This is a genomic window from Sphingomonas yantingensis, from assembly GCF_014199325.1.
Lineage (GTDB): Bacteria > Pseudomonadota > Alphaproteobacteria > Sphingomonadales > Sphingomonadaceae > Sphingomonas > Sphingomonas yantingensis.
Genome location: NZ_JACIJJ010000002.1, coordinates 613323 through 628379 on the forward strand (window position 1 = coordinate 613323; position 15057 = coordinate 628379).

The 15057-nt window shown below is 61.3% G+C and carries 12 protein-coding genes and 1 tRNA gene; 12 read left to right on the forward strand and 1 reads right to left on the reverse strand.

Annotated features, from left to right (window positions below; translation table 11 throughout):
- Positions 1-50: 50 nt before the first annotated feature.
- A complete protein-coding gene (locus tag FHR19_RS09135) occupies positions 51-1310 on the reverse strand; it encodes a PAS domain-containing protein (protein WP_184027235.1) in 1260 nt (419 codons plus the stop codon).
- 174 nt (positions 1311-1484) lie between these two features.
- Here FHR19_RS09135 and FHR19_RS09140 point away from each other — a divergent pair.
- The 12 genes from FHR19_RS09140 (at position 1485) to FHR19_RS09195 (ending at position 14923) form a co-directional block, all read left to right on the forward strand.
- Positions 1485-1560, forward strand: a tRNA-Thr gene (locus FHR19_RS09140).
- A gap of 385 nt (positions 1561-1945) precedes the next feature.
- Positions 1946-3397 carry a type I restriction-modification system subunit M gene (locus FHR19_RS09145; protein WP_184027237.1) on the forward strand — a complete coding sequence of 484 codons (1452 nt, stop codon included), beginning with the start codon at positions 1946-1948 and terminating at the stop codon, positions 3395-3397.
- Positions 3394-4662 carry a restriction endonuclease subunit S gene (locus FHR19_RS09150; RefSeq protein WP_184027239.1) on the forward strand — a complete coding sequence of 423 codons (1269 nt, stop codon included), beginning with the start codon at positions 3394-3396 and terminating at the stop codon, positions 4660-4662. Before FHR19_RS09145 ends, FHR19_RS09150 begins: the two co-directional genes overlap by 4 nt.
- 4 nt (positions 4663-4666) lie before the next feature.
- Positions 4667-6973, forward strand: a complete 2307-nt coding sequence (gene hsdR / locus FHR19_RS09155) for an EcoAI/FtnUII family type I restriction enzme subunit R (RefSeq protein ID WP_184027242.1) — start codon at positions 4667-4669, stop codon at positions 6971-6973.
- A 387-nt stretch (positions 6974-7360) separates the two neighbouring features.
- Entirely contained in the window at positions 7361-9121 is a 1761-nt protein-coding gene (locus tag FHR19_RS09160; RefSeq protein WP_184027244.1) for an AAA family ATPase, read from the forward strand.
- A 570-nt stretch (positions 9122-9691) separates the two neighbouring features.
- Complete coding sequence (locus tag FHR19_RS09165; protein ID WP_184027246.1) at positions 9692-10057, forward strand: hypothetical protein; 366 nt, start codon at positions 9692-9694, stop codon at positions 10055-10057.
- Positions 10054-10680, forward strand: a complete 627-nt coding sequence (locus FHR19_RS09170) for a DUF4230 domain-containing protein (protein ID WP_184027248.1) — start codon at positions 10054-10056, stop codon at positions 10678-10680. Before FHR19_RS09165 ends, FHR19_RS09170 begins: the two co-directional genes overlap by 4 nt.
- A 69-nt stretch (positions 10681-10749) precedes the next feature.
- Positions 10750-11133: a hypothetical protein gene (locus FHR19_RS09175; RefSeq protein WP_184027250.1), complete on the forward strand. Its 384-nt coding sequence runs from the start codon at positions 10750-10752 to the stop codon at positions 11131-11133.
- 75 nt (positions 11134-11208) lie between these two features.
- Positions 11209-11601 carry a hypothetical protein gene (locus tag FHR19_RS09180; RefSeq protein ID WP_184027252.1) on the forward strand — a complete coding sequence of 131 codons (393 nt, stop codon included), beginning with the start codon at positions 11209-11211 and terminating at the stop codon, positions 11599-11601.
- A gap of 366 nt (positions 11602-11967) precedes the next feature.
- The gene (locus tag FHR19_RS09185) at positions 11968-12336 is read left to right on the forward strand and encodes a hypothetical protein (RefSeq protein ID WP_184027254.1); all 369 of its coding nucleotides are present in this window, start codon (positions 11968-11970) and stop codon (positions 12334-12336) included.
- 121 nt (positions 12337-12457) lie between these two features.
- A complete protein-coding gene (locus tag FHR19_RS09190) occupies positions 12458-13519 on the forward strand; it encodes an AAA family ATPase (RefSeq protein ID WP_184027256.1) in 1062 nt (353 codons plus the stop codon).
- Positions 13520-13762: 243 nt separating this feature from the next.
- The gene (locus FHR19_RS09195) at positions 13763-14923 is read left to right on the forward strand and encodes a site-specific integrase (RefSeq protein ID WP_184027258.1); all 1161 of its coding nucleotides are present in this window, start codon (positions 13763-13765) and stop codon (positions 14921-14923) included.
- Positions 14924-15057 lie beyond the last annotated feature (134 nt).

Genomic DNA, 15057 nt, shown 5'->3' on the forward strand with positions numbered 1-15057 from the left:
CTATGCGCCCAATGCCCGATAGTCTCAAGCCATACGATCGGGCCGTACGATCAGCCGCCGGCGGAGCGGATCGCCTTTTCGGTGAGCGCCGCCTCACCCTCGACCCGGGCGACCACCTCGAGCATCCCGTTCAGGCCCGCGCGCGCTACCAGAAGGACGAATTCCTCGTCCCCCGCAGCGATCGGCAGCGAGGCGATCGGCGCCTTTGCCCGCAGCATATCGGCGGCGGCGGCAAAGCCATCGGGCCTTGTCGCCGGCCGGCGCACGGCGCGCTCGGCGGCGACGATCCCCTTGATCCCGCCCTCGGCGCCCGACAGGAACGCCGCGAATCCCTCGACTGCGATCCCCTGGCGACGAGCGTGCGTCAGCACGGCGGCATATTCGGTCAGCCGCGTCTTGTCTTGGCCCACACCGAAGACGAGCTTGACGATTGGCGTCATCGGCGCGCGCGCCTGCGGCTTGAGTCCCGCATCGTCGAGCAGTTCGGCATAACCCTCAGGATCGCCCGCCGCGGCCTCTGCAAAGGCATAGGCGCGATCGAGCGCGCGATACAGCGCGGCGCGGGTCCGCTTGTCGGCTTGGCCCACATCGTCGGCGCAGGCGCGTGCATTGTCGAGCAGGTCGGCAAGCCCGGCATCGGCATCGAGGAAATCTGGCGCCACCGGCGCTTCGTCTACCGGCGGCTCGGCAAACACCGCCGAGGGGCCGTCGGCCCAGGCCGGTGCCACCGCCACCTCGATCCGCGGCAACTCGCGGCGCGCCGCCTCTACCTCCGCGGCCAGACGTGCCTGCATCTCGTCGTCGACGGTCACCTTCCAGTTGATGACGCCGTAGATGAAGTCGATCGTGTCGTCATCGGAGGAGAAGGGCATCAGGATGCCGCGATAGAGCGTGTTCTGTCCCTTCTGGCCGACGAACTCCGCCTCGAACCCGATCGGCGCGCGGTTGGCGATGATCTGGAGATAATGGTCGGTCAGCCGCGACAGCAGCGAGCGGGCGGGCACTTCGCTGATCTGGCGGATGCTCGCCTCGACCCCGCATTCCTCGCGCAGTGACCGGCCGAGATAGGCGACCGCCGGATCCTCGACCCCATGCGAGAAATCGAGGAGCACGCTGTTCGCGCCGAAATCGGCGATGTTCGTGGGATCGAGATCCTCGATCGAGGGATAGGCGCGCCCGCCGAGCAGCGAGACCCAGTAATTATAGGCGCGGACGTGCATCCGGCGCTCGTCGGTGCCGATGTCGAGCGGGTGCCCCGCGCCGCCGGTCTTTGCGGTCGCCTCGCCCTCTGCGCCCTTCACCATGTTCATGCCGCCATCCTCGCTCGGGCACGAAGCGCCCCTTGGTCCTTGGGCGCCGTTTTGCACGCTGCTTGGTAAACGATGTGTAAAGCCGCCGGGCGGACGCGATCGCGCTCAAGCCCGCTTGTCAGCTCGCCCGACCCCTGCTAAGCGCCCCGCCTCGACGCCGTTTCGGCGCCCGGAGCCGCCTTAGCTCAGTTGGTAGAGCATCGCATTCGTAATGCGGGGGTCACAGGTTCGAGTCCTGTAGGCGGCACCACCACTTTCAGCAGGGGAATTCGGCGGCGTCCAAGCGAACGTGCGTTCGGCTGGGTCGGCGTTTGGGTACTACGTGGGACGCTTTGGGGTAGGAAGCGCGGCCAAATCCAGCTGACGCTCTTCTGAGGCCTGAGGCGTCTGCTGTCGGGCCGGTTCAGGATTGACAGCTTTCAGCTGCGCGGCTCACCAGATCGGTCGGTGCAGATTGTCGACGGTGCGTGGGGCTTTCAGTCGTGAACTACCCCACAGCTATCGGCCGATCAGGCGAAAAGTCCTTACGACGGATTGTCGCGTTGCCCGATTGGGGTTTAACCGCCCTCCATACCCTCTAACCGCCCGCGAGGTATCAGCTTGTCGCTCGCTCAAGGGCTGGCTAGCTGATGCCCATGTTCGAAAACGCATTCAACAGCGTCGATCGCGCGATGCGCAATGACGAGGGCCTGGCGTCGGAGCTCGAGTATGCCGAGCAGACCAGCTGGATCCTGTTCCTGAAATACCTCGACGATCTCGAATCCGCGCAGGAAGATGAGGCCGAACTCGAGGGTCGCGAGTACCAACCGATCCTGGAACCTGAATATCGATGGGATGTGTGGGCCGCACCGAAGCGGTATGATGGCGAGATTGATCATCAGATCGCCATGACGGGTCAGGACCTGATCGATTTCGTCAATGGAAAGCTGTTCCCCTATCTGAAGGGCTTCAGCAAATCTGCCAGCGATGCCGAAACCATCGAATACAAGATCGGCGAAATTTTCACTGAGATCATCAACCGCTTCCGCTCCGGCTACTCCCTGCGCGAGGTAATCGACATCGTCGACACGCTCGATTTCGGCAGTAGCAAGGCCAAGCACGAGCTGTCCGATCTCTACGAGACCCGTATCAAGCGCATGGGGAACGCCGGGCGCAATGGCGGCGAATATTACACCCCGCGGCCGCTCATTCGCGCCATGATCAAGGTCGTTGACCCCACGATCGGCGAGACCATCTACGACGGTGCGGCTGGTTCGGCCGGGTTTCTTTGCGAGGCGTTCGAATACCTGCGCCGGCCGGACCTGTCCGCTGCCGAGTGGGACATTCTACAGCGTAAGACCTTCTACGGGCAGGAGAAGAAATCACTCGCCTATGTGCTGGGCGTGATGAACATGATCCTGCACGGGATCGAGGCGCCGCAGATCCGCCACACCAACACGCTCACCGAGAACGTGATGGACATCCAGCAGGCCGACCGTCACGACATCGTGCTGGCCAACCCGCCCTTCGGCGGCGGTGAGCGCAAGGAGGTGCAGCAGAACTTCCCGATCAAGTCTGGGGAGACCGCCTACCTCTTTATGCAGCACTTCATCCGCAAGCTGAAAGCCGGCGGGCGCGCGGCGGTGGTGATCAAGAACACCTTTCTCAGCAACACCGACAACGCCAGCGTCGAACTGCGCAAGGAATTGCTGACCAGCTGCAACCTCCATACCGTGCTCGATTGCCCCGGCGGCACGTTCCAGGGCGCAGGCGTGAAGACGGTGGTGCTGTTCTTCGAGAAGGGCGCGCCCACCCGGCAGGTCTGGTATTACCAGCTCGATCCGGGCCGCTCGCTCGGCAAGACCAATGCGCTAAATGACGACGACCTTGCCGAGTTCGTCGCCCTTCAGTCGGACAAGGCGGACAGCGCCAAGAGCTGGACGGTGGATGTCGGCGATCTCGACAAGGCGACATGGGATCTGTCGGTCCGCAATCCTACCGCACCCGAGGAAGCGCCGCTGCGCGCACCCGAGCAGATAATCGCCGACATGCTCGCCCGCGACGACGAGACGCGGCAAATCCTTGAAGAGATCCGGGGGATGCTGTGACAGCCATCGCCAAAGCTTCCGACAAAGCATTTGGATGGCGGCGGCTTCCATTGGAGGATTGCTGCACGTTCCACAACGGGCTCTGGACCGGGAAGAAGCCGCCTTTCGAAACAGCGACCGTCATCCGAAACACCAACTTCACTGCCGACGGATTGATCGATCTCTCGGACGTGGCGGTGCTGCAAGTCGAAGCCAACCAGCTTAGTAAGCGCCGCCTCCAAAAGGGCGACATCATCATCGAGAAGTCAGGCGGCGGCCCCAAGCAGCCCGTTGGCCGTGTTGTGCTGTTCGACATCGATGAAGGCGTTTACTCCTTCAGCAACTTCACAAGCGCAATACGAGTCAAAGACCAGAACCAGCTTGACCCCCGATACCTCCACCGCGTTTTGTATTGGTGGTATGTGGACGGGCGGACGGAGCCACTCCAGCGACGATCAACCGGTATCCGAAATCTGGACTTCAGCGCATATCAACGCCTCGAGGTGCCGATACCGCCGCTGGAAGAGCAGAAGCGGATTGTTGCGGTGCTGGATCAGGCCTTCGACGCCCTCGACCGCGCCCACGCCCGAGCCGAAGCCAATCTGGCGGATGCCGAAGGCTTCTTTGCATCGTTCATCGAAGCCGAGCTCGAGAAATCTGGCGGTGCCGTTTTGACGCTGCAGCAGATGCTGGATGCTGGCATGATTCTCAGTCATCTCGACGGCAATCACGGAGAGAACTATCCCCGCAAAGAAGAGTTCGTTGACGAAGGTGTCCCGTATGTGTCGGCCAACTGCATCAAAGATGGGCGAATCGATCTAACACTTGCGAAATTTCTTTCAGAGGATCGCGCCGCCGTCTTTAGAAAGGGCGTGGCCCAAGACGGCGACGTCATCTTCGCACACAACGCCACGGTAGGGCCTGTCGCAACCCTCAGAACAGAAAATTCCAAGGTCATTTTGAGCACATCGGTGACCTATTATCGTCCTTTTTTGGAAAGGGTTCTCCCTGAGTTTCTCATGTATGAGATGCGTAGCTCGGCATTCAAAAAACAATACGAGGCGGTCATGAAGCAGGCTACTCGAAATCAGGTTCCGATCACCGCTCAGCGAAGACTCACCCACACCATACCCGATTTGCCTGTCCAAAGGCGGGTTATTGCTGCAGCTATTGAACTTGAAGGAAAATCGCGAAGCCTTAACGATCTTTATTCTGGGCAGATCTCGGACATCAACGAAATGAGAGCATCCCTCCTAAAAAAAGCCTTCGCCGGGGAGCTGACCTGAGCCGATGCAGGAAACTGAAGCTGATACCCGCGCCAATCGCATCGATCCTATTCTGCGTGATGCCGGCTGGGGAGTGGTCGAGGGCGCGCAAATCCGGCGGGAGGCGATCTGCCCCGGCCGCATCATGCCCGGTGGGCAGCGCGGGGCACCGCTCTCGGCCGATTACGTCTTTGAATATCGCGGGCATAAGCTCGCTACGATGGAGGCCAAGCGCCACGGCAAGGGTGCAGGCGCGGGCGTCGGTCAGGCCAAGGATTACTCGACCCGCCTGAAGGCGCGCTTCGCCTATGCCTCCGACGGGGCCCAGTGGTATGAGGTCGACATGCACACGGGCAAGGAAGGGGCCATCGCCCCGCCTTTCCCGACGCCCGACGAGTTGTGGCAACGGTGCTTCCCGACCGGCAATGCATGGCGCGAACGCTTCGGTGCGGTGCCCTTTGAGACCGGCGGCGGCAAGTGGCAGCCGCGCTATTATCAGCACAACGCCGTCACCGCCGTGCTGGAGGCGATTGCCAAGGATCAGCAGCGCATCCTGCTGACGCTCGCCACGGGCACGGGCAAGACCTCGATCGCATTCCAGATCGCGTGGAAGCTGTTTCAGTCGCGCTGGAACCTGACCCGCGAGCCAACCCGCCGCCCGCGCATCCTGTTTCTCGCCGATCGCAACATCCTCGCGGATCAGGCCTACAACGCCTTCAGCGCCTTCCCGCCCGACGCGCTGTGCCGCATCAGCCCGGAGGAAATCCGCAAGCAGGGCAAGGTGCCCACCAATGCGAGCGTGTTCTTCACGATCTTCCAGACCTTCATGACCGGCGACGATGAGTTCCGGTTCGAGGGGTATGAGCCGGACTTCTTCGACTTCATCGTGATCGACGAATGCCACCGCGGCGGCGCGCGGGACGAAAGCACGTGGCGCGGGATCCTCGAATACTTCGCGCCCGCCGTGCAGCTTGGCCTCACCGCCACGCCCAAGCGGGACGTGAACGCCGACACCTACCGCTATTTCGGCGACCCGGTTTATACCTATGCGCTGAAGGAAGGGATCGGCGACGGCTTCCTCACGCCGTTCAAGGTGCGCCAGATGGCGAGCACCATGGACACCTATACCTTCAGCGATGAGGACGAGGTGGTGAGCGGGGAGATCGACCCGGACAAGGAATACACCGAGGCCGATTTCAACACGAAGCTGATCATCGACGAGCGCGAGATGAGCCGGGTGTGCGAGTTCATGGACCAGATCGACCAGCGCCAGAAGACGTTGGTGTTCTGCGCGACGCAGGATCACGCCGCCCGGGTGCGCAACTTCATCAACCAGGTGAAGACCAACCCCGACCCGCACTACTGCGAGCGGGTGACGGCGGACGACGGCAAGCTGGGCGAACAGCACCTGCGCGAGTTCCAGGACAACGAAAAGACCCTGCCGACGATCCTCACCACATCGCAGAAGCTCTCGACGGGGGTGGACGCGCGCAATGTGCGCAACATCGTGCTGTTGCGCCCGGTGAAGTCGATGATCGAGTTCAAGCAGATCATCGGCCGGGGCACGCGCACGTTCGACGGGAAGGACTTCTTCACAATTTACGACTTTGTGAAGGCCTATCAACACTTCAAGGATCCGGCGTGGGACGGCGAGCCCGAAGAGCCAGTAACAGGACCGGGTGGGCCGAAGCCGCCGCGGCCGCCCGAGCCGCCCGACGGTGGTGACGATCCGGTCGAGCCCACGCCTCCGGGTGAAAAGGTGGTGGTGAAGCTCGCCGACGGCAAAGAACGCAAGATCCGGTATGTCGCCGAGACGACCTATTGGTTCAACGGCCGACAGATCACCGCGAAGGAGTTCATGGAGCAGCTGTTTGGCGATCTTGGCACCATGGTTGGCAGCGCCGATGAGCTTCGCGCGATCTGGACGGATCCCGACCGCCGAACTGTATTCATCCGGCGGCTCGAAGAAATGGGCTATGATCACGATCGCATGGACGACATGCGCCGACTGATCGATGCTCCCAATAGCGATATTTTCGATGTGCTCGCTTACGTGCGTTTTATGCTCAGTCCGCGTTCGCGCTCAACACGGGTTGAGGGCGCAAAGGCAACAGGGCTGTCTGGCTATGAGGCCGAAATGCGGGAGTTCCTGACCTATATCCTGCAGGCTTACGAAATGCAGGGAATCCAAGAGCTCGCCCCGCACCGGATCAGCGATTTTCTGCAGATTAGGTATGGCGGCACCAATGATGCAAAACGAGCGCTTGGATCGATCCCGCAGATCAGGAGCGCCTTCATCAATATCCAGAGGCACCTCTTTATCCAAGGATAGAACGGCTCTTCCTGGGCTGGTTGCTGACTCACAACTTTCGGGAGGTCGATCGAGGAAAGCTGCCACAGCCGGCCTTTGGCCGCGCACGATAGCTTCGGCCAAAGTCAGTCGTCAGCGCCGGCCGATCGACTGCCAGCTCGCGGCCGATGCGGCCCTTGAGACCGATCGAAGCTGACGAATTGCCCAGCGAGCGACGCTGAGGGTTAGGAGGGCCTCGTGTATACTCTCCTCACGAGCTTCGGCCAGCTCCTGGGGAAAGGGCCCCTCCCTGGTCCTTGGTCTTGGATGCCGGATGCTTTCATTCGCCCGACAGGCGAACGCCGGACCTACCTTGCTTTACCAGCTCGTGAAGAGGAACATGGCATAAGGGACTTCGAGGGGGCGCATGTGATCCGCAAGGTATCGCTAATCAATTTCAAGAAATTCAAGAATACCGAGTTCGAGCTCCATCCTGCTGGGCTTTCGTTCTTAGCTGGAGGTAACAACTCCGGGAAGTCGACACTTCTGCAGGCAATGGCCGTCTGGGACTTCTGCCGGACCGTCTTGGAGATGGAGCGAGGCCGAGAGAGCCTCTATCCCGGTTACGGAAGGCAGGGCCTAGGCCTATCGGATGATGAATTCTCACCACTTGCGTTGCCGAGTCTGAAGCACCTTTGGACGAATCTGACTACTCAGCAGCCAGGTGCAGATGGTTACTCATTATCGATTCGCTGCGACTGGACCGACGTGGCGGGTGCAGACAAACATCTGACTTTGGTATTGGCCCTAGCGAATGACCGGCTCTTCTTAAAAGCGTCCAGCACAAACCTCGCAGACGGCGATCTGCTGCCTCCCCTGGCTTACCTACCGCCATTCGCAGGCATCAGCAGTCGTGAAAACTACATGTCGGGAGCTGAACGGAGAGCCATGATCGGTCGCGGACTCGCCGGCGGCGTGATCCGAAACCTGTTGCACGACCTTCACGGGGAGAATGAGAGAAGACGTGCCGAGCTCAAGGAGGGACGGACAAAGATCAAAAATTCGGACCTCGAACGCCTTCGGGCCGAGGATCCCTGGGAGGTCCTGCAGCAAACCATGGCGGAAGTTTTCGGTCTTCAGCTTGACGTGGCGCCCTTCAATGACCTGTATCACACCTACATCAAAGTGAGCACGATCAAGGGCCGATTAGACGGCCGCAAGTTCACGCGCCACAGCGGCTATAAAGCGCGGGATTTGATGGCGGAGGGAAGTGGGTTTTTGCAGTGGCTGAGCGTGTACGCGCTGGCTGTTTCGCCCTCCGTTCGGACGCTCCTTCTTGATGAGCCGGATGCGCACCTGCATCCCTCTTTGCAGTCGCAGCTAGTCGAAAAGCTCGAAAGCATCGCTCAACGAAGTGGGAAGCAGGTGTTGCTTGCCACGCACAGCACCGAGATCCTGCGGTGGGCCGATCACTCGCAGGTCCTCCGCTTTTCCGGGTCGGGAGCCAAATACCTCCAGGAGGCTGACCAAAAGGTTGGCTTGTTCCTCGGGCTTGGAAGTGATTATGCGCCAAAGCTCGACCCCCTTAGGCGTGCCCGTCGGCTGCTCATCATTGAGAATCTGAGTGACGCGCGCTTGCTAAAGGCTTGGGCCAAGCAGCTCGGCACTGCTTGGCCAAAGAACCTGGTAGAGTGGCCTTGGACCGGTGGCAGCGGGGAGCGCAAGCAGCTATTCCTCCAGTTGCAGAAGGAGATCCCAGAGCTGAAGGCACTTAGCATTCGCGATAGAGACGATCAGGAGCTGAACCAAGTAGATTCTAATTCGCTTTGCGACAAATCCTTCAGCGCTGCTCACGACAATCTTTTGCTGCGCGTGTGGCGGAGGCGGCACATTGAGAACTACTTGTTGTTGCCGGCCGCCATCGCGCGCGCGAGTGGCCAGCCTGTCGAAGTTGTTGAGGCTTTGATGGCGGAGCATGCCTTGGTGGTGCCTGAGAACTTTGTCGCTCGTGACGTCGCGTTCGCGATGATTGATGCTCGAGGAAAGGAAATAACTCAGAAGGGGCATCAATCAATTATGACCGTGTGCGCCGTCTCGCCTTTTCAGATCGCTTCGGCGATGAAGGCGGATGAGATCCCGGAGGATGTCAGGGAGCTGTTGGCGCAAATAGTCGCCCTGTGTGCGGACTGAGGGGCTTTGACGCGGCTACTTGGAACAGTCCTTGGAAAGTCTGACTTGGAGCGGGCCTCTCGGGCCTGCGTTCGGCCCATCTCCATCGATTGACAAGATCATGAAACGACAGGTTCCGAGATCTCGCCGGGTTACGCTGAACGGCCGAGATGGCGCGCGCGAATTCGCCCATCTTATATGAAGGCTTTTTCAGCCTTCGGTCCGCTCCGCGCAAACGCCTATTGCGTGCGCTGTCGAGCCTGACCATGATCGCTGCGCCCCTCGTGAAAGCCGGGGGGCGGGGCGTAGGAACCCCAGCCACTAGGCTCGGTCGCGGACGAAAATCCGAGGCCGGGTGGCATGCGCGCATGTCCAGCCGGTCCGCCGGTAAAGGCGCATGCGCCTGCTCTAGTGGCTAGGTTCCTAACATCCGGCTTCGGCCGCCGCTCCCGAGAGGTACATAGGGGCGGCACGAGGGTCTAAGCCGAAGGTCGCTCCCCGTTAGGGCGACATCACCGTGCGGCAAACACAACGAAAGTCGGCGCAATCCAGCCCCGGCGCGACGCCGCGCGTCCATCTAAGGAGAATAGCATGCATCAGCATAACGCCGCGATCGCGGTGATGATTTCGCTCGCCCTTTCGGCTTGCACGAAGCCGGCCGACGTTTCCCGCCCGCTGAGCGAGGGCGCAGACAAAAACGCCAAGATCGAGGTGAAGGACACCGCAGACGGCTTCACAGTCGACGTCCGTTATTCCCGTTACCAGTTCGTGCCCGAGGCCGGCCCACTGCTGACAGCCTGCCGCTCGATCGCCACCGGCCGGATCAACGAGGAAGCCAAGCGGCGCGGTCGCGAAATTTTGCCTTTGGACGAACAGCAGATTCGCGTCTCCACCGGCCGCAACATCGTCAACGCCCGCACTTCCTGTCGCGCCTTCGCGGAGGTTCGTTGGAAATGAACGGCGCCGTCCCGCTCCTGATCGTGTCGCACCTCGCCGTGGCGAGCGGGGTGTACGCGTTGACCGACCGACGCCCCGTCGACACCGAAGTGAAAAACGAGGGCTTCTTCCGCGTCGACACAACCCGTGTGCTGGCGGCGACCGTCGAAAGCCTGCGCACCGACAACAAACTGGTCGTCTTCAGCTACAAGGGGACTGCGAAGGTCGAGGCGCAACGCACGCTCTGGTGGATACTCGGTGGCACGCAGGAGCTCAGCGTGCCGGCCGTCGTGCCCTACCACCTCGACCTCTCCAACCTCAGCCTCGGCGACGTCACCTACAACGATACGGCGAAGCTGGTCACCGTGCGGCTGCCCAAGGTGACGTTGGGCGACATCGCGTTTCAACCCGAGAACGCCACCACCATCAACGGCGGCATTCTCAGCTGGAGCGAAGGCCAGGTCGAAGCCCTCGGAAAGCTCAACTATCGCAACGCACGCCGAGCGATGGTCGCGCAGGCCCAACAGCCGGGGTTGCTCGACACCGCCCGCAAGCAGGCCATCACCAACATCCAGAGCTATTTCGAAATCCCGCTCCGCATCGCCGGGCGACCCGACGTGAGGGTCGTCGCGACTTTCCGCTGACTCTGACTCCCCCCTCAACCATTGGCCCCGTGGAGCAATCCGCGGGGCTTTTTCTTTGGAGAAAGCACCATGCTTCTGATCCGCAGCTCGGCCGACATGGCGCGGGCGCTTGCGTTCGGCCTTGAGCCGCTGCTTCACAACCTGCTGGCGGAACGCCGCTCGCAACTGCTTCGCGACCTGCCCGGCACCGATCTGAGCGAGCTCGCTCACTTCATCGTCGCGCTGCCGAGCGATCCCATCCACCTGATCGAGCAAGTGGCGGGCATTCCGCTGGCGACCAACCTCATCGACGGCAGCCGCTTGGGCGAGCCCGACTTCACGCCGTCCTTTGAGTTCGTTGAGCGCCACAGCGGCTGGATCGAGGCGGGCCTGATCCTCAACGACGACGGCTTCGCGCTGGTGCTGCTTGTCCCCGACGTCGACTGCGATCTGCGGCGCCTCGTCACCGCCTGAGTCAACCCCCTGTCCATGCAAGCGTCCAGGCACCCGCCTCGGGCGCTTTTTCTATGCCCGAAAGGAACGACAGCAATGCTGCACTTCTACGATCGCGCCACCATGGCGGCCGCCCTGACGATGGACCTGGAGCCGCGGCTAAAGGCGCTTCTCACCGCCCGCATCGAGGCGCTGCCGCCCGAGCTGATCGACTGGACCGAATACGTGGTCGTCGAAGAGGGTGACACCGAAGCGGATATCGTCGCCGCCGTCGGCTTCTCGCCGCTCGTCGAGCCAATCGAGGGCGTGAGGTATGGTCAACCGGGCTTTGAACCGTTCTGGGACCTGCTGATCCAGCGCGACGGCTGGTCTGAGATGGTCGTCACGTTCGGAAGCACGTTCGCGTGCGTCCTTCTGATTGAGAGGGGGTGCCATGCCCCCCGCCAGCTGGACGAGCTTTGCAGCAGGTACGGGTCGAGCAACCGCTAACCCACCCGTCGGCATTGCCCGATCATCTCAAGCTCAAAGTGCCTTAATCAAGGCAGCAGGTTTGCTCCAAGCCAAAACGCCTTCCGGCTTAGCCTGCTCACGGACGCTTGTTTAAGCCACATAAATTCAGTTAGTATTTTCCCTCCTTCAAATCGATCGAAGCACATTCAAAATATTTTTTGCCTTCTTTAAGTGCCTCAAAAAGGAGAATTGCTAAATTGACTCGCGTCAACGCGAAGTCGCCCCTTGAATGAGTTGCGGCCAATCTCCTTCTTAACTCAAGCCGAAGGCTTGATGCTCTCGGGTCTGCGCCTCAACCGCGGAAGGGCGGTTTAGGCATTTCGATGCTGAGCTAAGGAGGATCTAATGACCAGCTCTATTGTTACCCACGTCGAACGTAATGCGCCACATATCATTCGCAGCTTGAAGGACTTTCATCGCCTGCCGTTTGATCTTTCTCGGTTTTCGATCGAAGATCTGGTAGTCTTCATGTATGCCTTGATCAGGACCAGTACGCTAGATGCCGATGGCTTATATGAGAAAGTAGTCGAGAATCGCGGAAGTATTAGGCGCGAGACCTTCAACTTCATTCTCGATACGTTCGACGGCGACGACCCGCAATTTCACCTTTGGCGATGCGAGATGGGGGAATTTTATATCCCGCTACCTGAGGACATGTTTGATATGTCGGAAGAGCGACCCGGTCATCGCCACTATCGCTATGCTGGCGAATAACCGATCCCGTCTGGGAGCCGAAAGCTGAAAACTAAATTCTGGGCCGGCGGCGACGTGCCGCCGCCCCCCCCCCTTTTCCCGACCGCCCCAAGCGCGGTCATTCGATTATCACGAGGTACATATGTCCAACACCCCGCGCCTGAAGGCGCCCACTAAGGCGGTAAATCCGTCGATCGCTCGCTTCTCATTGAGGGGCAAAGCCGCCGAGCTCGAAGCAAGGGCGATCGCGGAAGTGCCGCTGCTGGGCGGCTTCTCCCTGAAAGGCCAAGTTACCGTCCTCGCCGCGCCGCCCAACGCCGGCAAGACGCTCATCACTCTCGCGTCGCTCATCAAGGCTGTTGAAGACGGGCACGTCGATCCCGAGCGCGTGATCTACGTCAATTCGGACGACACCACCTCCGGGGTCGCCACGAAGGTTCAGCTGCTCGACGAGTATGGCGCTCACATGGTTGCGGAGGGCTATTTTGGGTTTCGATCGCAGATGCTTTCGGACGTGCTGGAGGAAATGATTGCTGGCGGATCTGCGCACGGTGCTGTCCTCATCCTCGACACGCTCAAAAAGTTTACGCAGGTGATGGATAAGGCAGCCACCGTCAGATTCACCCAGGTGATGCGGCGGTTCACGGCGGCCGGCGGGTCGATCATCTGCCTGGCTCACACCAACAAGGCGCCCAACGCTTCGGGGCAAAACGTCTTTGCCGGCGTTGCCGACATCCGTGATGACGTCGATGCCATGTACGTCTTCCAGCCGAAGCCCGATATGGATGGCAAGCGGATCGTTGAACTCGAGAACGTGAAGCGCCGGGGCAACCTTCCTGACAGGCTGCTCTACGCGTACACCGCTGACCCGGCCATGAGCTACGTCGAGCGCCTCAGCGGCGTGCATATCACCGACGCTTACGCTGGCGGTGATGACGAAGGCCTCGACCCGCTCACGCCTGACGAGGAAGTGCTTCAGACGCTCTGCCTGTTTATCCAGCACGGGCCGGATCGTGGAAAGATGGAGCTGGTGAAACTCGCCGCCGAGCAGGCGAAAGTGTCGAAGATGCGCGTCGCGAGGCTTCTCGAAGCATACACTGGTGATGACCCCAGCCAACACCGATGGAAGCGGGTTGTGAGAGCGCATGGCAAGTTTGCCTACGTGCCGTTGCAGGACTGCTGCGAGCTCGCGCTCGCCGCCTGAACCCAGATCTTAGCTTTCCAGATTTTACCCCGGTCTGTCGTCAGAGGGCCGGCCGGGGTCTCCTTGGAAAGCATCGTCTTCTGGCGTTTTCCGAGCCCCCCCGCCTTCGCCCGCCAAACTGCCACGTCTGCCATTTCCAGAAGGCCACGGCTCGCCGCAGCGCGACCCGGCCCCCTCATCCCGCGCGCCGACCGCCGCCTCCCTCGCGAGGCCCGCTATCGGCCGCAAACAAGGAACACCATCATGCCCAAGCTCAAACTCGATCACGCATCGGCCATGTCGGCTGTATGCCTGCCGGGCCGCAAAAAGACCGACTACTGGGACGAGCACATTCGCGGCTTCGTCCTCGAGGTCCGCTCCACCGGCGGCCGCACCTTCTACCTCCGCTATCAGGACCAGCACGGTCGCCAGCGGCAGCACAAGATTTGCGCATTCGGCGACCTGACGATGGACAAGGTTCGCAAGGAGGCGCAGCGGCTCCGTTCCGAGGTGGTGCTCGGCGGCGATCCCGCGGCGACCAAGGAGGACGTGAAGGCCGTCCCCACCTACGCCGCACTCGCGCAGCAACACCTCGATCACGCCAAGACCTATCAGCGCAGCTGGGACACCACAGAAGCGTACCTGCGCCGGCACATCATCCCTCGTTGGGGCAAACTGCGGTTGACCGAAATACGCCAGCCGGACGTCGCTCGGTGGCTGGCGGAGAAGGGGGACGAGGGTCTCGCGCCCGCGACCGTCGAGAAGATTCGCGTCATCATGGGCCGATCGTTCGAGCTGGCGAAGCGTTGGGGCATACCGGGGTCGGGTGACAATCCGGTTCGGGGTATTCCGCGCAAACCGATCTCGAACGCGCGCGAACGCTTCCTCAACCCCGCCGAAGCCAAGCGACTGATGGCGGCGGTGGAGGCGTCCAGAAACACGCAGCTGCCGCACATTGTGGCACTGCTGCTTCTGACTGGCGCGCGGGTGTCCGAGCTGCTGCACGCGGAATGGCGTCACATCGACATCGAGCGGCGGGCGTGGCTCATTCCCACGTCGAAAACCGGCAAGCCTCGGCACGTCCCGTTGTCTCAGGCGGCGATCGATGTGCTGGCCGCCGTGCCTCGCTTCGCCGGCTGCCCCTACGTGCTGCCCAATCCCGAGACGTTGAAGCCCTTCGTGTCCATCAAGCACGGCTGGCAGAAGGCCCGGGACGACGCCTACCTGCCGGAGCTGCGCCTCCACGACCTTCGTCATGCGGCAGCGTCTTTTATGATCAATGCGGGTGTCGACTTGTTCGCCGTCGGCCGGGTGCTCGGTCACGCCGATCACAAGAGCACGATGCGGTATTCACATCTCGCCAACGACACGCTCCTAGCCGCGGTGGAAGCCGGGGCGAAGCGAATGGGCGGCAGCACGACCTGATCCGGAACCCCACCCGTGCGTTGGCTTAGCGGCCGGCGTGCGGGTTGGGGGGTCTGGCGCAGCCGCCATCTTTTTTGGCCCGACGGTCAACTTATCCTTAGCGTATACTAGGCGTTGCCTGCCGCTTAGACGCC